This is a genomic window from Bacillus sp. ABA4_010, assembly GCF_056159105.1.
On record NZ_JBSWUN010000003.1, the window covers coordinates 2,755,963 to 2,777,993 of the forward strand.

The window sequence follows — 22,031 nt, forward strand, 5'->3', positions numbered from 1 at the left end:
ATTATGACATATCAGTCCCGATAAAAATTTTGAGGTAGAACCATCTATAAAGCAGGAAAACAACCATTTCCTGCAGTCGTTAAGACTCATCTGACGTTCCTAATAAATGTTGGAGTTTCAAGTCGGCAAGAACGGAAAAAAGCAAGTGCCGCTTCCCTCAAGCATTACATGTCAAGCGGCGGTCATGCTAAACAGCCACACGAAAGATCGTTGCGTAACTCCACTGTTTTGCAAAAAGGGACCACATTCCGGTATTATTATGGTATTCTTTAGTGAAAGCTTTTTCACAAAAATAAAGCGCTGCCCCTTTCACCATATCGTTATTTTCAAGTTTAAATATGGATATTATCAGCTTTCCTGCATTGACTTGTTTTGGTTAGGTGACTAAAATATGTGAAAGGTGACGTTTCTTAGTAGAAAATACATGAAATACATAACCATTTTATAATATAATATAAAAAGTTACTTGAATTTCGGTAGTAAGGAGAGAATTATTATGATTTTTAAAGTTTATTATCAAGAAAGCATCTACGAAGTGCCGGTGCGTGAAAAAACAAAGGTACTTTATGTCACAGGGGAAGCGGAACGTGATGTTCGTCTAAAATTGAAATCGCGCCCAATCAACATTGAGTTTGTTCAACCCCTTAAAGGTGCATTTTTAGAATATGAACAACAGAGTGAAGATTTTAACGTATTGGAGATTGGATAAACATGAAATTTGTAAAAAATAACCAAACAGCCGTGTTTGCCCTAGGCGGTCTTGGCGAAATCGGTAAAAACACGTATGCTGTACAATTTCAAGACGAAATTATTTTAATTGATGCCGGAATTAAATTTCCAGAAGATGAGTTGCTCGGAATTGATTATGTGATTCCCGATTACACATATTTGGTCAAAAATGAAGATAAAATTCGCGGCCTTTTTATCACTCACGGCCATGAAGACCATATCGGAGGAATCCCTTATTTATTAAGAGAGTTAAATATTCCAGTTTACGGTGGAAAATTAGCTCTTGGATTAATTCGCAATAAACTCGAAGAACATGGCCTTTTACGCAAAGCAAAGTTAATTGAAATTAAAGAAGACGACATCATTAAATTCCGTAAAACGTCCGTTACGTTCTTCCGTACAACACATAGTATCCCAGATTCTTATGGTGTTGTCGTAAAAACGCCGAATGGCCAAATTGTGCATACAGGCGATTTCAAATTTGATTTCACACCTGTAGGAGAGCCGGCAAACTTAACAAAAATGGCTGAGATCGGAAAAGAAGGCGTTCTTTGCTTGCTTTCGGACAGCACAAACAGTGAAGTACCACACTTCACCATGTCTGAACGTCGAGTTGGCGAAAGCATTCATGATATTTTCCGAAAAGTGGACGGACGAATCATTTTCGCTACGTTTGCCTCTAACATTCACCGCCTTCAGCAAGTTATTGAAGCAGCTGTAATGTACAATCGTAAAATCGCGGTATTCGGACGCAGTATGGAAGCAGCGATTGAGATTGGACAAGATTTAGGTTACATTCGCTGCCCGAAGGATACCTTTATAGAAGCATCACAAATCAATCGCCTTCCTGCTAATAAAGTCACGATTTTATGTACAGGAAGCCAAGGAGAGCCGATGGCAGCATTGTCACGTATTGCAAACGGCACTCATCGTCAAATTCAAATTATCCCTGGTGACACAGTGGTCTTCTCGTCCTCTCCAATCCCAGGAAATACAGTCAGCGTAAGCCGTACAATCAACATGCTTTACCGCGCGGGTGCCGATGTTATTCACGGTACTTTAAGCGATATCCACACATCCGGACATGGTGGACAAGAAGAACAAAAACTAATGATTCGCCTTATGAAGCCACAATACTTCATGCCAATTCACGGTGAATACCGCATGCAAAAAATGCATGCTAAACTAGCTGTTGATTGCGGTGTTCCAGAAGAAAATTGCTTCATCATGGACAACGGTGAGGTATTGGCACTTGGCGATGACGAAGTTGGTGTAAGTGGCAAAATCCCTTCAGGGTCTGTCTACATTGACGGAAATGGCATTGGCGATATCGGGAACATCGTTCTTCGTGACCGACGCATTTTGTCAGAAGAAGGGTTAGTGATTGTGGTCGTAAGCATTAACATGAAAGACTTCAAAATTGCAGCGGGTCCAGACATTATCTCACGTGGATTTGTATATATGCGCGAATCTGGCGACCTGATTAACGACGCTCAAACGCTTATTACAAAGCATCTAAATAAAGTTATGGAAAGACGCACAACACAATGGTCTGAAATTAAAAATGAAATTACAGATACGTTGGCACCTTTCTTATATGAAAAAACGAAACGCCGTCCAATGATTTTACCAATCATTATGGAAGTATAAAAATTATGAATAAAAGATCTTTATCAAAAAGACGGATCCCTTCATTTTAGGGACCCGTCTTTTTGATAGGATAAAAATAAGAGAACGCTTTGCGCCCCCCCTTATCCTACTACTTTTTTCTCGAAGCGATTAATATCAACATCCGCTCCGATAACAATTAAAATGTCTTTTTCTCGAATAACTTCAGAAGCTTGCGGAGAAACGATAATATCTTTCCCTCTTTTGATCGCGACAATGTTAATTCCGTATTTGGCACGAATGTCCAAATCAATAAGGGAATGGCCATCTACTCTGTTGTTAGCAACAATTTCTACAATGCTATGTTCGTCCGAAAGTTCTAAATAATCAAGGACGTTGTTAGACACAATACTTGTCGCAATTCGTTTTCCCATATCCCGTTCAGGATGGACAATTTGATTAGCTCCAATTTTCGTTAATACTTTTTCATGATAATCATTTTGCGCTTTCACCGTGATATGTCCTACACCAAGCTCTTTCAGCATAAGTGTTGTCAAAATGCTCGCTTGAATATTATCACCAATCGCGACAATGACATGATCAAAATTGCGAATTCCAAGGCTTTTCAACACCGTTTCGTCGGTTGAATCCCCTACGACTGCATGAGAAGCAATATTAGCAAATTCATTTACTTTGTCTTCATCCATATCAATCGCAAGAACTTCCATTCCTTGCTCACTTAATGTTTTACAGATACTCCCACCGAAGCGTCCTAACCCGATAACGGCAAACTCTTTTTTCACAAAGATTCCTCCAATAATCACCAGATTCAATATGTAACAGCCAATAGAATGATTTTATCACATGTTAAAACAATGACAAGAAAAAACAAAAAGAGGGCGCTGCCAAAGCTTGTATAAACATGCTACAACAGCTCTCCCCTTTATTTGTTTCCTTTCACATAATCCGCATCAAACAAAAATAAACGCATTAGTAAAATTAAAGACGGAATCAACAAGAGAAATCCTAATATAAAGACAATAACTAAGGTAAGTCCCATCGTTTCATTCGTATAACTGCCGTAAACCGTAATGTACGGATCTAAAATATAGGGCAAATGCGAAGCGCCATAGCCGAAAAAGGCAAAGAAAAACTGAAACATAACAAAGATAAAAGCGGTTCCATAGCGCTTCCCCATCCAAATTAACGTGGAAGCAACTAAAAAACAAATGAGGGATAAAAGAAACATCCACCAATATTTTTCCACAATTTTATCAAAATGAGCCATATTGTGCTGCCGGAGTGAAACAAACACTAAAAAGCTCGCTAAAATTGTTGGGGGGCTCCAAAAGAGCGCAAAACGCCGTAAAATATCTAAAGCTTTACTATCATCGGCACGGGCTGCATAATACGTTAAAAAACTGGCACTGATAAACAAAACAGACACAATCGCCAAAATGACGACACTCCATGAATACAGGCTCGTTAATAGTTCTCCTGCTAAAAATACAATGCGTTCTCCTCGCTTCTCAATAAATCCTCCTTCTGAGATCGTGAGCGCTGTCGATAAGGAAGCCGGTATTAACAAACCAGTCGCCCCGTACAAGAACAAATAAAGGTGGTTATCTTTTGAGCCATAATTTCCAAATGCGTAAAATGAGCCACGTATCGCAATGAGCACTAGCGAGATACTGCCCGGAATGAGTAAGGCGGTCCCATAATAGTAAGCCGTATCTGGAAAGAAGCCGACAATTCCAACAAAGAAAAAGACAAAAAACACGTTTGTTACTTCCCAGACTGGAGATAAATACCGACTAATGAGCTGATTAATAATATGATCCTGCTTCGTCACTTTTCCGTAATAGGCAAAAAAACCGGCTCCAAAATCAATGGAAGCTACAATTAAATATCCATATAAAAACGCCCATAACACGGTAATCCCTACGAGCTGAATGTCCATCCCCTCTCCCTCCTTTATCAATCTTTAAAGCGATATTCAAGCTCGGCTTCCGCTGGATTGTTTATAAACATTTTTCGAAGAACCGTTGTGCATATTACACCTAATACTACGTACAACGCTAAAAACATCATGAGCATAGCTCCCACACCGTTTGAAGTTGTTGCTGCTTCTGAAACCTTCATATAACCTCTTAAAATCCACGGTTGCCTTCCTACCTCGGCTAAAATCCATCCTAACTCAATAGAAATCATTGCCAATGGACCGCATAAAACAATTGCTCTCAGAAGCCATCTGTGATGCATCCATTTCTTTTTCCATCTTGAACATAAGACAAACAATGACGCGGTCAAAGTCATGAATGCTGCAAAAGACACTTTTAAATCAAACAAATAATGAATATATAACGGCGGGATTTCATCCTTTGGAAAATCATTTAACCCCGTCACTGGCGCTTCCAAATCATTAAAAGCTAAAAAACTGAGCATTTTTGGCAAGTGTATGGCAGAAGTCACTGTTTGTGTTTGCTCGTCAAGTTTTCCGAATAAAATAAGGTCAGCCCCTTTTTCCGTCTCAAAATGCCATTCAAGTGCCGCTAGTTTTTCTGGTTGATATTGCGCTAAAAATTTCGCGGACAAATCCCCTGCAATACCTGTCAGAATGGCGAAAACAAAGGCAGAAGTCACTGTGAGAGAGAGCGCTTTTTTCGTATAAGCAGTCACCCTTCCACGAAGCATTTGAAAAGCAGCTATCATCGCTAATAAAAAAGCAGAAGTTAAATATGCCGTTGCTAACACATGAAACGTTTTCGGACCCGTAGCAGGGTTAAACATCGCTTGAATCGGATCCACTGTTCGAATTACTCCATTCACAATTTCAAACCCTTGTGGTGTATTCATAAAGGCATTGACTGCTGTAATAAAAAAGGCAGACAGAGATGAACCCATAATCACGGGAAGTGACAACAGCCAATGATAAATAGGCTTTCGAAAGCGATCCCATGTATATAAATATATTCCTAGAAAGATTGCCTCAAAAAAGAACGCAAATGTTTCCATAAATAACGGCAGCGCAATGGCCTGACCGGCAATTCGCATAAAATTTGGCCATAAAAGCGATAATTGTAACCCAATACATGTTCCTGTTACAACACCAACTGCCACTGTAATAGTAAATCCTCTTGTCCATCTCCGTGCCAGCAGCATATAATGCGGATCGTTTCGTTTAATACCTATAAATTCTGCTAGTGAAATCATAATGGGGACACCCACACCGATAGTCGCAAAAATAATATGAAATACTAATGTAGCCGTTGTCAACATTCGACTGAGCAATACGCTATCAAACTCCATGTTCTACTCACCCCTTTATTAGCATAAGATTTCCGTCCTCGTGCAGCATACGCTTACTTTCTGGGTATATAATCTATTTTCACTTTATTCATCATTTCAAACTTATTTTTGCTGCTTATTTGAACAAATCATGTGATTACCTTCACATAGTGTATTAAGGCTCGTACTCACATGACAAAATTTTTGTTGACATCTATCTGAAATAAGCACGAATCCCCTTCCATCATATTCTCCTTTCATTCGCTTTCTTTCTTATCTTATTTGGCTGCCTGTACCTTTATCACCAACATTTTAAATCTATTTCTTTGCATCTTTTAATAAAAAAACGCGTCAGTCATCAGAGAGATTCTCTAATGACTGACGCGTTTCTGTTAAACAACTTTATCCCATTACTTCTTTTCCACTGCATGGCCGCCAAATTCATTGCGAAGGGCAGCCACCACTTTTCCTGTAAATGTATCTTCCTGTAAAGAACGGTAACGCATCAATAATGATAGCGTAATAACAGGTGTTGGTACTTGAAGGTCAAGCGCAGTCTCAACCGTCCATTTTCCTTCTCCAGAAGAATGCATAACACCTTTAATTGCATCAAGATTCGCATCCTTTGAAAAAGCTCGTTCTGTTAATTCAATTAACCATGAGCGGATAACCGATCCATTGTTCCATACACGTGCTACCGCTTCATAATCGTAGTCAAAATCACTTTTTTCCAATACTTCAAAACCTTCGGCAATCGCTTGCATCATTCCGTATTCAATGCCGTTATGAACCATCTTCAAAAAGTGTCCGCTGCCTGCTTTACCAGAATATAAATAACCGTTTTCTACATTAATATCTTTAAAAAGCGGTTCAATTGTCGCAAATACTTCCTTGTCTCCGCCAATCATCATACATGCCCCGTTGCGAGCACCTTCCATGCCACCGCTTGTTCCAACATCAAAGTAATAAATTCCTTTTTCCGCTGCTTCCTGTGCTCGACGAACAGAGTCTTTATATTGGGAGTTTCCTCCTTCAATAATAATATCTCCTTCTTCTAATAACTCTTTTAGCTCACTGATGACGTTCTCCGTTAATTCACCAGCAGGTACCATTGACCAAACGATTCTCGGTTTCTCCAGCTGAGATACTAAATCTGTGATGGATGATGCCGGAGAAGCTCCTTGTTTTGCCGAAGCTTGCACTGCTTCTTCGTTTACATCATAAGCCACAACAGAATGTTGGTGGTCTAATAAATTTAATACGAGGTTTGCCCCCATTTTGCCTAAGCCAATCATACCTAACTTCATATTACAAAAAAACCTCCAAATCTTATGTAAGACACTTTAAAAAGCGTCTAGTTTATATTATATAATAAATCCTTCGACAAAAAACGTGTTTCGCCGACTTTTTTAAAAGTCTCATTATTCCAAAAGAATAAAGGACAAACAAACCGTTCTCGTTACAGAGTTGTTTTGCGAACAATATCCATTCCTCCAACACAAAAAAATACGCTATAGAGAGCTGGCTCTCTATAGCGTATTCACATCAACAAATTCACTTTTTGTTATTCAGACGTTTCTGTTTCTGACAACACACGATTTACACGTTTTTCTAACATTTTCATGCCGCTTCCGCCTGCTTGAAAATGACGTAGCTGCCCCGTTTTGTCAAATACATAATACGCAGGTACATATTGGTTCTCAAATGAATCTGTCAGCTTATGATCGCTGTCAATAAAAATTGGCTGAACGATATCGTGTTCTTTTGCCACTTTTTTAATTTCATCGAGGTTTAAATCACTTTCAGAACGAGGCATATGAACAGCCACCACATTTAACTGATCTTTATACTGATCACGAAATTCATTGACTTGAGGCATCGCCTCTTTACATAAATGGCAGCTGATAGACCAAAAATGAATCAGTGTCGGCTTTTCGCCAATAAGCTCTTCTTTTGTAACCTGTCCATTTAACCATTCGGTTGCACCGGTTAGCTCAGGCATCTGCTCACGTAACTTCATAAGACAATTCCTCCTAGCGTTTACCTTATTTTCAGTCGTATAACTATTTTACGAATTTCAGAAATGAGATATGCTGTGCTGTATCCATACATGACCCCGAAAGCCTTTCAATACGTAAAAAAAGCTATCCACTAAACCTCAAACCCTTCAGAAAATAGCTGTTTTTCTGTTTTATACAAAATGGACCGTTTATCAAAACCTTTAGTATCCCTTGGTTTTCGTAACGGTCCATTTTGAGGGGCTGTCTAAAAAGAGGGAAGTTTTCTCTTTCCAGACAGCCCTTTTTTTATTGTCGTATGACAATTTATTATAAAGTTGCTTGTCCAGGCTTCCAGTTAGCTGGGCATAACCCGCCAGTTTGTAGTGCCTGAAGAACACGCAATGTTTCATCTACATCACGGCCAATATTGTTATGGTTCACAACAGAGTACATTAATTCACCTTCTGGGCTGATGATGAATAACCCACGTAGCGCGATTCCTTCTTCTTCAATTAAAACACCATACTCACGAGACACAACGTGGTTTGTATCAGCCGCTAATGGATATTTAAGGTCCCCTAATCCGTTATCTTTACGGTCAGTTTTAATCCATGCTAAATGCGTATGGATTGTATCGGTAGACACCCCGATTACTTCTGCATCTAAGTCTTCAAACTCATCATAACGATCCGATAATGCGGTAATCTCTGTTGGGCATACGAAAGTGAAATCCATTGGATAGAAAAAGAGCACAGTCCACTTATCGTTTTTCATGTTTTCTTCTAAGCTTACTTTACCAAACTCTTTGTTCGCTAATACAGCTTCCATTTCAAACCGTGGTGCTTGCTTACCTACCATACGTTCAGCCATCGTTTAAACCCTCCAAAATTCTTTTTTTAAATGAGAATATGTAGTCTGAATTCTCAATATCTATTCTTATTCACGTAATTGATTATAGTAGAGTCAATATTTTCAGTCAATATTAACTGATAATCAATTTAAATAGACATAAAAAGGCTAGCCCTTTTCAAACTCATTTCGTAGATGTTATGCTTACATAGATGGTATACCCATAATAACAGATGAGTAATCAAAAGAATCAGTTGAAAATCTCTTTCTATAAGTAGTTTAACATGTCTAAAAAAGGGTATACACTAATGTGCTCTTAAAAAGAGCAAGTTTTTGAAAGGATGGTTAGATGTTTGAACTTGATGTACAAAAGGTGAATTGGGAGAAGCTAGCAACAGATGCCGGCATTATTTTCTTAAAGCTTGGTGTCTTGTTTCTTGCTTTTTTGCTTATTAAAACAATTGGGCAAAAAATCATCAATCGGTCATTTGACCGCATTGCCGAAAAAGACCATGTCTCTAGAGGGCGGGCTCTTACCCTCAAAAGTTTAATGGCCAATGTTTTTTCTTATACACTTGTCTTTATTTTTATTGTTATGGTCTTTGAGTTATTTGGAGTTGATGCAACGGCTCTTCTCGCTGGTGCAGGAGTAATCGGCTTAGCGATTGGTTTCGGCGCACAGGGACTCGTCAGTGATGTGGTCACCGGTTTTTTCTTGCTTTTAGAAAAACAAATTGATGTAGGGGACTACGTCACCACAGGCGGCTTTTCTGGTGTTGTCGAATCGGTTGGGTTGCGCACAACGCAAATTCGTGGATTTGACGGTACCCTACACTATGTCCCAAACCGCGAAATTACAAGCTTAAGTAATCATTCAAGAGGGAATATGAGAGCGCTTGTTGATATTGGCATTTCATATGATGATGATATTGATAAAGCCATTGACATTTTACAAACCGTCTGCGATCGCGTTGCAACGGAAGATGACAATATCGTGGAAGGGCCAAATGTTCTTGGTGTACAAACTTTAGGGGCATCAGATGTCGTCATTCGAATTATTGGAAAAACGAAAAACGGCGAACAATGGGCTGTAGAGCGCAAGTTGCGGAAAGCCTTGAAAGAAGCACTTGATGCAAATGGCATTGAAATTCCATTTCCTCATCAAGTGCTCATTCATAAAAACGGTGAAGAAGGCCAACCTTCTCCACAGTCCCTCACGTAAAAATGAGGTAGTCCAATAAATCCATTTGGAATCATCTTATGATAAAAGCCTCCCCTTATACATCCGATAAAATTGCGGATAAGGGGAGGCTTTTATGTTGTTTTTATGTAGCCAAAACTTGAATCTAGCTTTCGACATTCTTTATTAGCGAAGTCTACTTTCGACCTTTTGGCATACTTCATCAGCAGTTAAACCGCTCGCTTGAATAACAGATCCATCTGTTACCGCATTTGAAATACCCATGATATTACTATCTTGCCCTGTTACTACACAGCAGTCGCAACCTTGTGCATCACTTTCTTGACGAAGCTGTACAATCTCGTACCCTTTCGCTTGAAGTGCTTGCTGTACATCTGTTAAATTTTGCTCTACACCTATCTTAGCCATAATTCATCCACCTCCTCACGTTTTTAATGTGTCCGCGGAAGGGATGAATTATACTACTTATTCATTGGCTTTTTTCATTAAATATTGCGTAATAAGCGAGATGGCTGTTTCAATTGCTCCCTCATCCGGCTCTAGTTTTGCATGGTGAAGCCCATAAGAAGATTGAACACCAAGCCAAAACATAAAGCCTGGTATTTCGCTCAGCATATACCCAAAATCTTCTCCTGTCATTGCTTCTTTACATTCGATTACTTTCACATCTGTTTCACCTTGAACAAAGTTCATGAACTCACGCGTGATTTCATGATGATTATACACTTGGTGGTACATGCAGCCATAGTCAATGTACGCTTCACATTGATAGCCAACTTCCGTTCCTTTCACAAGCGCTTCGATACGTTCTTTCACACGGGACATGGATTCAGCTGATAATGTGCGGATGGTCCCTTCCAATCTCGCCCGTTCGGCAATAATATTTTGAACCGTCCCTCCTGTAATTTTCCCAATGGTAATAACTGCACTATCAAGAGGGTCGACATTTCTTGACACAACTGTTTGCAGTTGATTAACAAGTGAACAAGCTGCGACGACCATATCATTAGTCGTATGAGGATACGCTGCATGCCCCCCTTTACCCTTCAAGTCAATAAAGAGCTCCGATGTATTAGCAAATAGTAATCCTTCCTTTACAGCAATTGTCCCAACAGGATACTCTGGAGCAATATGAAGCGCCATAATCATATCCGGTTTCCACTCTTGCATAATGTCACTCGCCAACATCGGCTCTGCCCCTCCAGGTCCTTCTTCTGCTGGTTGGAAAATAAATAGCAAATCGTCATTGACAGGCGTATGAACAAAATGCGTCAACACCCCTAAAGCGATACTCATATGAACATCATGCCCACATGCATGCATCAGCCCTTCATGCTCGGACTGAAACGAATAGTTCGTTTCTTCTTTAATCGGCAGCCCATCTATATCGGTTCGATAGCCTATTAGCTTAGTCGGATTCAAACCATGGACTCTCACAAAAATGCCGGTTTTCCATGTTTTAATGCTTACACGTTCCTGTGGTAATGCTTCAAGATAGTCTAATAAAAAACGTTGTGTTTTGAACTCCTGAAAGCCCAGCTCAGGGATTTTATGAAGTTCTCGTCGAATGGCCGTAAACGGATGCACTTGTTCCATCTTTTCTTCCCCCTTACCGATTGTCATGCCTGTATTTTTAGCTCTGTTCCGTGTGGAGTCACCTGCAACAAAGCTATATTTTTAAAGCCCTGCTGTAGCGCAGGGCTTTAAAGAATATTTTATCTTCACTTTTACCAGACTGATTTTCATAAAATCGGACCATATTGGTATAAGACATTAAGAAATAAGGCAGGTGTGCCTTCTTATCTCTTATAGTTGGCGAAGCTCTTGTTTAATTTCTGTTTTTGCTTTTGTTTTTTCGTCGATTTCTTTAATTACGCGAGCTGGTGTGCCTGCTACTACTGTATATGGCGCTACATCGTCAATCACGACCGCACCGGCTGCCACAACCGCACCTTTCCCTATTGTTACACCTTCTAATACAACCGCATTAGCACCAATGACAACATCATCTTCTACTACAACAGGCTTAGCAGAAGGCGGCTCGATAACGCCGGCAAGTACGGACCCTGCTCCAATGTGGCAGTTCTTCCCTACTGTTGCACGTCCTCCAAGTACTACATTCATGTCAATCATTGTTCCTTCACCGATGACTGCACCGATGTTAATAGACGCTCCCATCATAATAACCGCGTTATCGCCAATTTCAACTTGGTCGCGAATAATCGCTCCAGGCTCAATACGCGCTTTAATTCCTTTCATGTCTAATAAAGGAATAGCTGAATTACGACGATCGTTTTCGACCACGTAATCTTCGATTTTCTCTTCATTTGCTTTTAGAGCCGCTTCAATTTCTGTCCACTCTCCAAATACAACACCTGTGTCACCAGTGATAAATGTTTTAGATTCTACACCGAAATCGATTCCTTCGATTTGCCCTTTTACATATACCTTTACCGGCGTTTTTTTCACACTGTTTTGAATAAATGAGATAATTTCATTTGCATCCATCATTTTCATTATGTATGTCCTCCTTAAATTGCTACATTCTATTCCTTTAATGTATCAAAATGTATTGTCGATGACAAGCATCATCATCAGAGTTCTTCGATCCCATATTCTTTTACAACCTCTAAAAAGGCTTTCACTTGTTTTAATTGAAATGACGATTCATAGCCAATAAGCCATGTATCTCGCGAAATAGGTTGCTTCTGTTCATCAAGCAGAGGAATTTTATAGACGCCTTGATCATGTTCCGTTATAGCAATGGACGGTAAAATGGCAAATCCAATTCCATTTAAAGCCATTTGTTTACAAGTTTCAATTTGATCAACTACAATGGTCCTTGTGGGCGTTGTTTGAAATTGACGGTGCCACCAATCTTGTATTTCTTGATAGTACGTTGAATCACTTTTAAATTGAATAAAAGGCTTCTCACTCTCCAAGACATCCTCTACCTTGCTAATCTCTGTATCAACTAAGTAAAGCGTGTCTGTTAAAATATGCTCCTTCACACCTCTCCAATCCGTGTCTCCCCGAATAATACCTAGATGAACTTCATCATCATACAAGTATTTGACCATTTCACTGCTCCATCCTGTTACGAGTGAAACTTTCGCCCGAGGATACTTCTTCACAAATTGCTTCAATACACGGGGAAGCCAATGCTGACCAATAATCGAGGCCACCGCAAGTTTCAACGTCCCGTATACTTCCGTTTCCAGCGCCTCCAATTCTTCTCTTACTCGTTCTTCCTTCTCAACAACTTCCTTTGAAAACTGAATAATCCGTTCACCAGCAGGCGTTAATGACAACCCTTTTTGTGAACGCACAAAAATTTGCGTATTCCATGTTTTTTCAATGGTCTGTAACCGCTGTGACAAAGCTGGCTGCGAGACAAATAAACGCTCGGCTGCCTTTCGCATATTCAGTTCCTCCGCCAAAACGACCAACATTTTACATTCAATCAATTGCATACATCCGCTCTCTCCTATAAATATTTGTTCATCATAAAAGTTTTCCGACTCTTGTTGCCTTATTATAATCTTTTTTCTAATGCAATTAAACGAGTGATTGTGAATTTTACTCACTGCACAAACTGCCATGAATAAAATTCACACTAAATAAAAACATCTTGCAGGTTAGCAAGATGTTTTTATGGTATTCTTCTTATTTCAAATAAACATACGGATGAACAACCTCGTTTACTTTTCTTTCGTTTGAATTCGAAGTTGCTCGTTGATGCGTTGTAAAAACGCTCTGCGGGTCAAAATGCCTTCAAACACGCGCTCGTCATTCTCTACACATATAAACGGGTGATTGATCATAAAGTTCAGCCCTTTATATACATTATCCTGCAACTGAAGACGCGGAATATCAAGATTCATTACTTCTTCTACCTTCATATACTCAAGACGTTCAAACTCGACACGCTCCAACCCCAAAATAGAATCTAAAATCATCGTCGTACTGATTAAACCGTGCAGTTTAAAGCGCGGATCTAATACAGGAACAGCCGTATAACCTGTCTTCGTTAACACAAGAAGAGCATGCTCTAAACTATTCCCAAGTTGAACATGCGCAACTTTATCAGATGGAATCAGCAAATCTTCAATAGACGCTGCAGAAAACGCCCTGCTGTAAATACTGACCATTTCCATTTCCCCTCAATTCTCTTTTTGACTTCTGTTGCTCAAACGGTAAAACTGTTTTAACTCATTAAACATTCAGTCTGTTTGAGGCTAGTCAAATAGACTGCCATTCCCTGCATTTATTCGTAAACATCCCTACGAAAAGCTCTGGATTTTTTACTAGTAATCCCGCTTAGATGTAAGCGCTCTCATTTATATAATATACAAAAAAACCTTGAAGTTGCTCTTTAATATCTAAAGTTTGCACTCCTCTTCTATTTGTCTCTTTTTTTATAATCTGTAAATGAAAAACAAGCTATTCCTCACGTAAATAGCTTGCCGCATTATGTATAACGTTAAATTTCTCTAAGGCGACTATATAGTGAAGCTATTTGCTGATACTTCGTTAATTCAACCGATTTCAACCCTGTTTCAATGTCATACATGTGACTGCTAACCAATTCTAATGCATACTCCTGCTCAAACAATAAGTCCAGCAATAGCTGCGCTTCCTCGATCGAAAGCATATTTGAAACACCATTTTTCATCAACATAATCCCTCACTTCACTCCAAATACGCTTTTAATAGCCTACTTTTAGTTTAGGTGCTTTCGCATGGAGTGTCAACGAAAGACGAACGACAATTTCAGGATGAAATCTACATGTTTCGCCATAAATCACTATAATCATTATAAGCAAAATATTCTTTTCATTAACAATCAAAACGCTCAAGCACTGTATTATTGTCAATAAAAAAAGCCCTATGTAGCACAGGACTTTAGTTGATTAATTCAAAGATTTCGATCGCAATCATATCAATGTTGTCGAACTGATACGATTTAGGTTTTTCACCATCTTGATAAACCTCAAGCTCATATGTTTCCGTTTTTGCATGATATTTCACGCTGCAAATACGTTGCCCATTCACTTCGAAAAAACGTTGAGGAACTTCGCCGCCGTTTGCTTGCTCACGGAGATTAATAAGACGAGTTAAAATGCCTTGTAACTGTGACATATCCATACTCCTTTCAGCCATGGCATAGTTATTGTATCTATGCTTAGGTTTCACTAACATTTTCTTTCTATCCACATTGCTGCTGTCATTATAAAAGACACATTCACAACTATATGGTAATGGGACGAAAAATACAAGGGGTTTGTCACATTTTATCGTTATTACACAAGATATTTTGCCTTTTTAAGCATGAAAGCACGACAGTCATGCTTTTCACTTGTTTCATGTTATACTTTAACAGAACAAACGCACTCATCTCCTGCTTGATTGGATGCTTTGAGTGATAGCGCTATATCTTTAATATAAAGGAGTTTTTTTACATGAAACAAGTAGAAGTCTATACTCAGCCGGCTTGTCCTCCTTGTCAAGTTGTCAAAGAGTTTCTTAAGCATTATCAAATCCCTTATACAGAATTTGATATTTCTAAAGACCCGCAAGCTCGGGATAAAATGATAAACACCTTTCAAGCTTATTCTACACCAACAGTCAAAGTGAATGACGAGTTAGTAATCGGCTTTGATTTAAAAACGTTAAGTCGGTTGCTCGAATTACCTGAAAGCTAACAGATCAATAATACAAGGCAGCTATGTATCCGATAATTCCAAGAAACGCTAAAGCTCCTAATACGTACGCAATAAAAATTGGATTTCGAATGTAAGGGTGGGCTTGAACTTGTTCATTCAGCTTCGTATCCAACTCGCTTGGCAAATATTTTTGATTTTTCATAACCAAGTACGTATAAATTAATCCAACTGCCGATATTACAAACACAAGAACACTTAAAATCATCATCATGTTCATATGTATCCTCCCTCTCGTTTACAGCCATTTTTTCTATTTTCCCGTTCTTCCTCTTTTCATATGCGGAAAAAACTAATTTTCACGATTTTAGAAAAACACGGCAACGAAGGGAGGGGGAACATTGGATGAACACCTATAATCTATAAAGCATCTTTTTCATATAAAAATTCATATGATAAATCAATAAAGACATAGTGCTGACTATCGAGTGGATAAGAAAACGTCCGGATGCTTTCTCCTGTTTCAATATCGATGTACAAATCCGATAAAAGCCCTTTTTGCTCGTGGCTCATCCGCAAAATATTTTCCAGAAAATAAGGGCGCCAGCTCCAGTTTTTACTCAAATACTGGGGTTCAAACACCCATGATTCTTGTTTTCGAATAATATTCCCAGACTTTTGGAAACCGTTTTCATCACAAATGTAAATTCGAAAACATGCATCAGACAATGTATCGGCAATTAATTCAATCATTTCATCATATGAATGAAGCTTTCTGCATTTTGGCAATAGCTGCTGCAACTCGGTCTGAAAGTTTTGGGTTAAGTTGTGAAGAGAAAGCAGCTTTCTTTTTTCATGGGCAATAAAGCTTTGAAAACGCTCCTTTAGTTTATCTTTCAGTAAATCACGCGAAACGAAAGCAGCTGTCGGCTTATGTAGATAAAACCCTTGGAAATAACGCCCACCATGACGCCAAGCATATTGTAGCTGAAAGGAAGCCTCAATATCTTCATACAGCAATGTAGCACCAATTTTCCGGGCAAGTAGGGAGATAGAATAAAGAACATCTTGAAACGATTGAGGCATTGCTGTTTGACGTAAAATATGCAAGTCAATTTTTAAAATATCAGGAGACAGCAAGCCAATGCGGTCTAAGTTGCTGCTTTCTTTGCCGATATTATCGACGGCAACTTTAATTCCATATGTACGATAATACATCAGCAGATGATGCAATTGGTCGATATCTCCTTTGAAATCATGTTCCGTCACCTCGAGCACAATGCGGCTTAGCGAAAGCCCTTTTTCCTCAAATGATCGGAGCACTTCAAGAAGAGAGGCACCACGGTCATTCATTAACAGATTGGCATTTTGATTAATGAAAATAAAACTGTCATCATCATGTTCGTTCATTACATATTCTAGTGCTTTTATTAGCACAATCCGATCTACTTCAATGCGGTATTCATCAGGGATCGCATCATCATGAAAAAACGGGCCGAGACTTTCTATTTGGTCGTTTGCTTGAAATCGAGCCAACACTTCATATCCGATGATTTGATGAGCATCAGCCGAAAAAATGGGTTGATAGTATGGGACGATTTGTTCTAAATTTGTTAAAACATCTAATGGATCCATACGAACACCACCTTTCCATATATTAAAAATAGTATAATATGGATACAAGGATTACGCTAGTGTTTGACAGGATTTGCTTATCATTAGAATGGATGCTGATTAAGCCACTGCCCTCCGTCCATCGTAATGCATTCACCATTAATATAAGCCGCTTCCTCTGAAAATAAAAATGCCGCAAGTGCCGCAATTTCTTCTGGTGTTCCAAGCCTTCCAAGTGGAACAGAAGCAAGAGTGCGTTCCGCCGCCTGCTGTGATTCCCACAGCTTATCTGCTCCTCCTGTACGTTCAATTGGACCTGGAGCAATTGCGTTAACTCGTATTCCATACTTCCTTCCCCATTCTACCGCTAACGTGCGTGTCATCGTCAGAACGCCGGCTTTAGCGGAAGCGGAATGAATGACCCCTGCCCCTGCATTCCATGCATATGTTGCCACAATATTCGTAATGGCACCTTTTATCCCTTTTTCAATCCAATACCTTCCTACTGAGGAGCTACAATAAAACGTACCGTTCAATACAATATCAATAACACTATTCCAACCATTCACAGACAACTTTTCGGCAGGACAAATAAAGTTCCCCGCCGCATTATTTACAAGAAAGTCAATGCCACCGTAGACTTCATCTGCTTCTTTTACCATTTTATCTGCCAGTTCAGGATTTCGTACGTCCATGACCATCGTGTGAACTTGACCTGAAAACGTTTCCATTTCTACCTTCGCTGCTTGCAGGCGCTCTTCATCTCTTCCGGTAATAACAACATATGCCCCATCATTTGCAAAGCGTTTTGCCATGTATTTTCCCATCCCGTTTGAGCCGCCAGTTATAACTACAACCTTTCCCTTCATTCTCATGCCCCCTGTCTATAAATTTTCTAACTTTTCAATCTATTATACTCCTTTTTTACATAATAAAGTCAATAACCTTTTTTATCTATATAAATCGACCGAGAAAATCTGTCATGACCAAAGGGAAATCATGCCGAATTTTCTGAATCAACCTGTATATTGAGAGAGAAGAGAAAACAATGCTATAATTAAGAAACCTTTCAGCAGTTGAAAGGCTTACTATCCGTTCATGTAGGATAAACGAACATACTATTTAGAAGAAACAGGTTGATTGCTATGACAGAAACATATACAAGGCGCACGTTCTTAAAAAAAGCGGTCGCTTTTTCAGCTGGAACCACTCTCGCTTCTGGGTTTGCCTATGTGTACGCACGCTACATTGAGCCACGACAGCTTGAAATTGTGGAACAAACCATTATGTCTCCAAACATTCCAAAAAGCTTTCACGGTACAAAAATTCTGCAATTTAGCGATACTCATTTAGGTCTTTCCTACGATCTCTCAATGCTTGAGCAACTGACAGAGAACATCAACACATTAAACCCCGACATCGTCTTATTTACCGGTGATTTAATTGATATCCCAAATGAATATTTGTCTATTGACAAAGTAGCCCCTATTTTAAAAAAGATTAAGGCGCCACTTGGGAAATTTTCAATCTTTGGGAATCACGACCACGGTGGATACGGAACGGAAATATATAAGCAAATTATGCACGATGCTGCTTTTACCCTGCTCGTGAACGAGATCGCTCACATTCGATTAGTGGATAACAGTTATATTGCCATCGGTGGACTCGATGACATCTTGCTTGGCAAGCCAGTCTATGGAAATACCCTTAACCAACTATCGGATGATATCTTTTCGATTATGATGGTACATGAACCTGATGTCGCCCAAGAACTCGCGCTTTTCCCTGTAGACTTGCAGCTGTCGGGGCACAGCCATGGAGGCCAAATTCAAATTCCATTTTACGGACCATTGATTACGCCTCCGCTCTCTACTCTTTATCGCGAAGGAATGTATACGATAGGCCCCTCAAATATGAAGCTTTATGTAAATCGAGGACTCGGAACTACAAGACTTCCTTTCCGATTTTTCGCAAAGCCGGAAGTCACTCTCTTCACCTTAAAAAGCACGGCGGAATGACACCTTTTGCTAAAGCTAAAAAACGTCAATGATTCGCTCGATAATAGAAGCGACCATTGACGTTTTTTTATTGATTAAACTGTTTTTTCAAGTCGACATTTGGAAGCGGTCGGCTGAAAAAGAAGCCTTGTGCCTTCTCACACCCAATATTTTTCAGAAAAGCAACTTGCTCTTCTTGTTCGACGCCTTCTGCTACAACCTTTAAACACAAGCTTTTTGCCAAATGAATAATCGTTGTCGTAATGGCTTCATCTTTTTCTTCAATTAAAATGTCGCGAATAAATGATTGATCAATTTTTAATGAGTCGAGCGGAAAGCTCTTCAAATAACTTAGCGAAGAATATCCTGTCCCAAAATCGTCGACTGCAATTTTGACACCTATTCGCTTCAATTCATTCAACACTCTAATGGTTTCGCGCGAATCGTGTAGGGCACCTTCCGTAATTTCAATCTCTAAGCATTCAGCTGGAATCCCTGCTTTTGTAATAGAATCTTCAATATGCTCTACTAAGCGAAGCTGTTGAAACTGTCTAGTCGATAAATTAACCGCTACTGTATGATAGCCATAGCCTTGTTTATTCCATTCCTGAATTTGCCTGCATACTTCTTCAATAACCCAATTGCCGATTGGAATAATCAAACCGGTTTCTTCGGCAATTGGAATAAATTCAGCCGGCGAAATATAGCCTTCTTTTGGATGGTACCACCTAATCAATGCTTCAAAGCTTTCTACTTGTCCCGTATCTAAATTAACTTGTGGCTGATAAAACAATGTAAACTCCTGTTGCTTCACAGCTTTACGGAGGCTTGTTTCAATTCCGATGGAATGAGGAGCAAACTGTTTCATCCCAGGTCGATAAAACTGATAAGTCCCTCTTCCTTGTTCTTTCACACGATAAAGGGCGATATCAGCACATTTAATTAATGTTTCTAAGTCATTACCATCTCTGGGGAATACACTAATGCCAATACTCGGTGTAATATAGCACTCTTGCTCTTTAAAGACAAATATATCTGAAAATAAAGATAAGATTTCCTCAGCAGCTTCCTTCACCTTATGCTCTTCCGTCTCTTCAATCGTAACTAAAAACTCATCGCCACCGTGACGAAATGCTTTCGTTCGGTCATTGAGAATGATTTGAAGACGATTAGATACCTCTTTAAGCAATTCATCCCCAACATCATGTCCTAGTGTATCATTAATAAATTTAAATCGATCCAAGTCAAAATATAACAGAGCAAATGACGCTTGCTCTTCCGTTACTCTTTTAATCATCTCGGATACATGCTCTTTTAATAAATTACGGTTGGGCAAACCTGTTAAATAATCATAAAACGCCATTTCTTTCATAATGCGTTCATTGTTCAGCTGTTCGGTAATATCGCGTGTAATGCTCACCACATAGACGCATTCTTCTTCATTTAACACAGGGGTCAAAACCGATTCTCCATACATGATTCTTTCGTCAGGTAAAACGATTTTGTCTCGAAAAATGACTTTTTCTTTCGTCATAGCGGCCTGTTGATAACTAATATACAAACGATCCGCCAATTCTTTAGGAAGAACGTCATGGAGCGTTTTGCCCACATATTCCTCTAAGAGATTGGCATGTTTTCGTCCAGCATCATTCACAAATATATAACGAAAATTTCGTTGGTGATCTACTTCCATAATGTAAACTAGGTCGTGTATATGTTTCAAAATGGTTTGCATAAGTTCCGTTTTAATCATACTCTTCTGTTCTAATTCTTTTACGTGAATACTATTTAAATTATACATGTCCCTCATCCCGTTGCATTGCGGCTTCTTTTCCTTATAGTAGCATATTCTTTTATCTATGGCACTATCATTCTTTATTTTTACGAAAAGCTTAAATCACATATCCTGCCATGAAAAACAACGGACAAAGAATCATTGTCAATAAAATATAAGAAAGAGCCTTTCGCCATCCGTATGACAAACATTCCACGATGAACGTAGAAAAAGTCGTAAACCCTCCACAAAATCCAGTTGCCAGAAAAAAGGTCAACCATTCACTTACTGATAGTTGCGCTCCCATGAACCATCCGAGTATAAAAGAACCTGTAACATTTATGACTAAAGTCCCCCATACAAATGTTTGAAAGGCTGACTTTAGCCATTCACTAACTATATAGCGACAAGCGGCTCCAATCGCTCCCCCTAACGCTGCTCCAAATAAGACACTCATCACATTCCACCTTCCCGCTGCCGCTTCATTAACCTATCTCCTGCAACATAACCTAACATTCCCATTATTAGTCCTCCAAATAAAGAACAAAAAAGGTAGATGGCACTATCAAGTGCTGTCCCAACCGAAGCAGAATGATATACTTCTCCTGAAAATGTAGACATAGTGGTAAACCCTCCACAAAATCCAGTTCCAAGAAGTGGTTTCAAGCGTTCATCCAGCATACGGCCTGTCCACATCGCAGTGAGAAAAGCCAACAAAAAACTCCCTCCTAAGTTCGCCGCTAAAGTGGCAAAAGCGAAGGGATGCTGCGGCAAGACAAATGTCAATAAATAGCGAAGAGACGTGCCTGCTCCGCCTCCAATCGCTGAAAGTATAACTGCTTTTATGTTCATTTATCTTACTTCCTTCCAGTTTTGTACATAGGCCATGCTCATTCCTTATAACATGACCATACACTATTATGACAATATACAAGGAGGTTTTTTCATTATGTACCCATACGGTTATTATCGCGGTGGTGCTCCTTACGCAGAAAACCGCTTTATCGGCTTTCCGTTTTTAGGAGGTTTGGCAGGAGGACTTTTAGGAGGGCTAGCAGCAGGAGCATTTATTGGAAGACCCGGTTTTTATGGTCCAGGTTGCTGTCCTCCACCGCCTCCACCGCCATTTTACGGTCCATATGGTGGCTATAATCCATATTACCCGCCATTTTACAGATAAGCATATAAGTTCATAACTCGGCTTTCACGCATTCTATTTCCATACTTGTCTCTACTCACATAGAAATGAATTGTTCCTTCTGCCTATCTATCGTGAAACGATGGTTCATGATCAAAAAGAATGACTAC

The 22,031-nt window shown here is 39.4% G+C and carries 25 protein-coding genes; 6 read left to right on the forward strand and 19 right to left on the reverse strand.

Features of this window, described 5'->3' with window-relative positions; genetic code table 11:
• Positions 1 to 496 precede the first annotated feature (496 nt).
• Positions 497 to 709, forward strand: a complete 213-nt coding sequence (locus ACXAEO_RS14870) for a DNA-dependent RNA polymerase subunit epsilon (protein ID WP_474882419.1) — start codon at positions 497 to 499, stop codon at positions 707 to 709.
• 2 nt (positions 710 to 711) lie between these two features.
• The gene (gene rnjA, locus ACXAEO_RS14875) at positions 712 to 2,379 is read left to right on the forward strand and encodes a ribonuclease J1 (protein WP_474882422.1); all 1,668 of its coding nucleotides are present in this window, start codon (positions 712 to 714) and stop codon (positions 2,377 to 2,379) included.
• A gap of 101 nt (positions 2,380 to 2,480) precedes the next feature.
• On the opposite strand, the gene ACXAEO_RS14880 is transcribed toward rnjA, so the two are convergent.
• The 6 genes from ACXAEO_RS14880 to ACXAEO_RS14905 form a co-directional block, all read right to left on the reverse strand.
• A complete protein-coding gene (locus ACXAEO_RS14880; RefSeq protein WP_474882424.1) occupies positions 2,481 to 3,140 on the reverse strand; it encodes a potassium channel family protein in 660 nt (219 codons plus the stop codon).
• A 140-nt stretch (positions 3,141 to 3,280) separates the two neighbouring features.
• Complete coding sequence (locus ACXAEO_RS14885; protein WP_474882426.1) at positions 3,281 to 4,297, reverse strand: cytochrome d ubiquinol oxidase subunit II; 1,017 nt, start codon at positions 4,295 to 4,297, stop codon at positions 3,281 to 3,283.
• A gap of 17 nt (positions 4,298 to 4,314) precedes the next feature.
• Positions 4,315 to 5,646 carry a cytochrome ubiquinol oxidase subunit I gene (locus ACXAEO_RS14890; RefSeq protein ID WP_474882428.1) on the reverse strand — a complete coding sequence of 444 codons (1,332 nt, stop codon included), beginning with the start codon at positions 5,644 to 5,646 and terminating at the stop codon, positions 4,315 to 4,317.
• 389 nt (positions 5,647 to 6,035) lie between these two features.
• Entirely contained in the window at positions 6,036 to 6,932 is an 897-nt protein-coding gene (gnd, locus tag ACXAEO_RS14895) for a phosphogluconate dehydrogenase (NAD(+)-dependent, decarboxylating) (RefSeq protein ID WP_474882430.1), read from the reverse strand.
• Between the two features lie 257 nt (positions 6,933 to 7,189).
• Positions 7,190 to 7,645 (reverse strand): TlpA family protein disulfide reductase, encoded by a 456-nt coding sequence (locus tag ACXAEO_RS14900; protein ID WP_474882433.1) that lies wholly within the window; start codon positions 7,643 to 7,645, stop codon positions 7,190 to 7,192.
• Positions 7,646 to 7,952: 307 nt separating this feature from the next.
• Positions 7,953 to 8,495 carry a peroxiredoxin gene (locus ACXAEO_RS14905; RefSeq protein WP_474882435.1) on the reverse strand — a complete coding sequence of 181 codons (543 nt, stop codon included), beginning with the start codon at positions 8,493 to 8,495 and terminating at the stop codon, positions 7,953 to 7,955.
• A 328-nt stretch (positions 8,496 to 8,823) separates the two neighbouring features.
• On the opposite strand from ACXAEO_RS14905, the gene ACXAEO_RS14910 reads away from it, so the two are divergent.
• Positions 8,824 to 9,696, forward strand: coding sequence for a mechanosensitive ion channel family protein (locus ACXAEO_RS14910; RefSeq protein ID WP_474882437.1), 873 nt, complete (start codon positions 8,824 to 8,826; stop codon positions 9,694 to 9,696).
• A gap of 144 nt (positions 9,697 to 9,840) precedes the next feature.
• Here ACXAEO_RS14910 and ACXAEO_RS14915 read toward each other — a convergent pair whose 3' ends face one another.
• From ACXAEO_RS14915 to ACXAEO_RS14945, 7 genes are all read right to left on the reverse strand, one after another.
• A complete protein-coding gene (locus ACXAEO_RS14915; protein WP_474882439.1) occupies positions 9,841 to 10,083 on the reverse strand; it encodes a YkuS family protein in 243 nt (80 codons plus the stop codon).
• Between the two features lie 57 nt (positions 10,084 to 10,140).
• Positions 10,141 to 11,271 (reverse strand): N-acetyldiaminopimelate deacetylase, encoded by a 1,131-nt coding sequence (locus ACXAEO_RS14920; protein WP_474882442.1) that lies wholly within the window; start codon positions 11,269 to 11,271, stop codon positions 10,141 to 10,143.
• A gap of 210 nt (positions 11,272 to 11,481) precedes the next feature.
• Positions 11,482 to 12,192 carry a 2,3,4,5-tetrahydropyridine-2,6-dicarboxylate N-acetyltransferase gene (gene dapD / locus ACXAEO_RS14925; protein WP_474882444.1) on the reverse strand — a complete coding sequence of 237 codons (711 nt, stop codon included), beginning with the start codon at positions 12,190 to 12,192 and terminating at the stop codon, positions 11,482 to 11,484.
• A gap of 77 nt (positions 12,193 to 12,269) precedes the next feature.
• Complete coding sequence (locus tag ACXAEO_RS14930) at positions 12,270 to 13,148, reverse strand: LysR family transcriptional regulator (RefSeq protein WP_474882446.1); 879 nt, start codon at positions 13,146 to 13,148, stop codon at positions 12,270 to 12,272.
• 228 nt (positions 13,149 to 13,376) lie between these two features.
• On the reverse strand, positions 13,377 to 13,826 hold the full coding sequence (gene cbpB, locus ACXAEO_RS14935; RefSeq protein ID WP_474882449.1) for a cyclic-di-AMP-binding protein CbpB: 450 nt from the start codon (positions 13,824 to 13,826) through the stop codon (positions 13,377 to 13,379).
• A 332-nt stretch (positions 13,827 to 14,158) separates the two neighbouring features.
• Positions 14,159 to 14,350, reverse strand: a complete 192-nt coding sequence (abbA, locus tag ACXAEO_RS14940; RefSeq protein ID WP_474882451.1) for an antirepressor AbbA — start codon at positions 14,348 to 14,350, stop codon at positions 14,159 to 14,161.
• 230 nt (positions 14,351 to 14,580) lie between these two features.
• Positions 14,581 to 14,817 carry a YkuJ family protein gene (locus ACXAEO_RS14945; protein WP_028396907.1) on the reverse strand — a complete coding sequence of 79 codons (237 nt, stop codon included), beginning with the start codon at positions 14,815 to 14,817 and terminating at the stop codon, positions 14,581 to 14,583.
• A 320-nt stretch (positions 14,818 to 15,137) separates the two neighbouring features.
• On the opposite strand from ACXAEO_RS14945, the gene ACXAEO_RS14950 reads away from it, so the two are divergent.
• Complete coding sequence (locus tag ACXAEO_RS14950; protein WP_474882456.1) at positions 15,138 to 15,380, forward strand: glutaredoxin family protein; 243 nt, start codon at positions 15,138 to 15,140, stop codon at positions 15,378 to 15,380.
• 4 nt (positions 15,381 to 15,384) lie between these two features.
• On the opposite strand, the gene ACXAEO_RS14955 is transcribed toward ACXAEO_RS14950, so the two are convergent.
• From ACXAEO_RS14955 to fadH, 3 genes are all read right to left on the reverse strand, one after another.
• A complete protein-coding gene (locus ACXAEO_RS14955; protein ID WP_474882458.1) occupies positions 15,385 to 15,618 on the reverse strand; it encodes a hypothetical protein in 234 nt (77 codons plus the stop codon).
• 140 nt (positions 15,619 to 15,758) lie between these two features.
• Positions 15,759 to 16,973, reverse strand: coding sequence for an EAL domain-containing protein (locus ACXAEO_RS14960; protein ID WP_474882461.1), 1,215 nt, complete (start codon positions 16,971 to 16,973; stop codon positions 15,759 to 15,761).
• An 83-nt stretch (positions 16,974 to 17,056) separates the two neighbouring features.
• The gene (gene fadH, locus ACXAEO_RS14965) at positions 17,057 to 17,821 is read right to left on the reverse strand and encodes a 2,4-dienoyl-CoA reductase (protein ID WP_474882464.1); all 765 of its coding nucleotides are present in this window, start codon (positions 17,819 to 17,821) and stop codon (positions 17,057 to 17,059) included.
• Between the two features lie 276 nt (positions 17,822 to 18,097).
• On the opposite strand from fadH, the gene ACXAEO_RS14970 reads away from it, so the two are divergent.
• Positions 18,098 to 18,970, forward strand: coding sequence for a metallophosphoesterase (locus tag ACXAEO_RS14970; RefSeq protein ID WP_474882466.1), 873 nt, complete (start codon positions 18,098 to 18,100; stop codon positions 18,968 to 18,970).
• Between the two features lie 67 nt (positions 18,971 to 19,037).
• On the opposite strand, the gene ACXAEO_RS14975 is transcribed toward ACXAEO_RS14970, so the two are convergent.
• The 3 genes from ACXAEO_RS14975 to ACXAEO_RS14985 all read right to left on the reverse strand — a co-directional run bounded on the left by ACXAEO_RS14975 (position 19,038) and on the right by ACXAEO_RS14985 (position 21,575).
• The gene (locus tag ACXAEO_RS14975; RefSeq protein WP_474882469.1) at positions 19,038 to 20,750 is read right to left on the reverse strand and encodes a putative bifunctional diguanylate cyclase/phosphodiesterase; all 1,713 of its coding nucleotides are present in this window, start codon (positions 20,748 to 20,750) and stop codon (positions 19,038 to 19,040) included.
• Between the two features lie 91 nt (positions 20,751 to 20,841).
• Positions 20,842 to 21,180 carry a fluoride efflux transporter FluC gene (locus ACXAEO_RS14980; protein WP_474882471.1) on the reverse strand — a complete coding sequence of 113 codons (339 nt, stop codon included), beginning with the start codon at positions 21,178 to 21,180 and terminating at the stop codon, positions 20,842 to 20,844.
• Positions 21,180 to 21,575, reverse strand: coding sequence for a fluoride efflux transporter FluC (locus ACXAEO_RS14985; protein WP_474882474.1), 396 nt, complete (start codon positions 21,573 to 21,575; stop codon positions 21,180 to 21,182). Before ACXAEO_RS14985 ends, ACXAEO_RS14980 begins: the two co-directional genes overlap by 1 nt.
• A 97-nt stretch (positions 21,576 to 21,672) precedes the next feature.
• On the opposite strand from ACXAEO_RS14985, the gene ACXAEO_RS14990 reads away from it, so the two are divergent.
• Positions 21,673 to 21,903: a hypothetical protein gene (locus ACXAEO_RS14990; RefSeq protein ID WP_474882476.1), complete on the forward strand. Its 231-nt coding sequence runs from the start codon at positions 21,673 to 21,675 to the stop codon at positions 21,901 to 21,903.
• Positions 21,904 to 22,031: the final 128 nt, after the last annotated feature.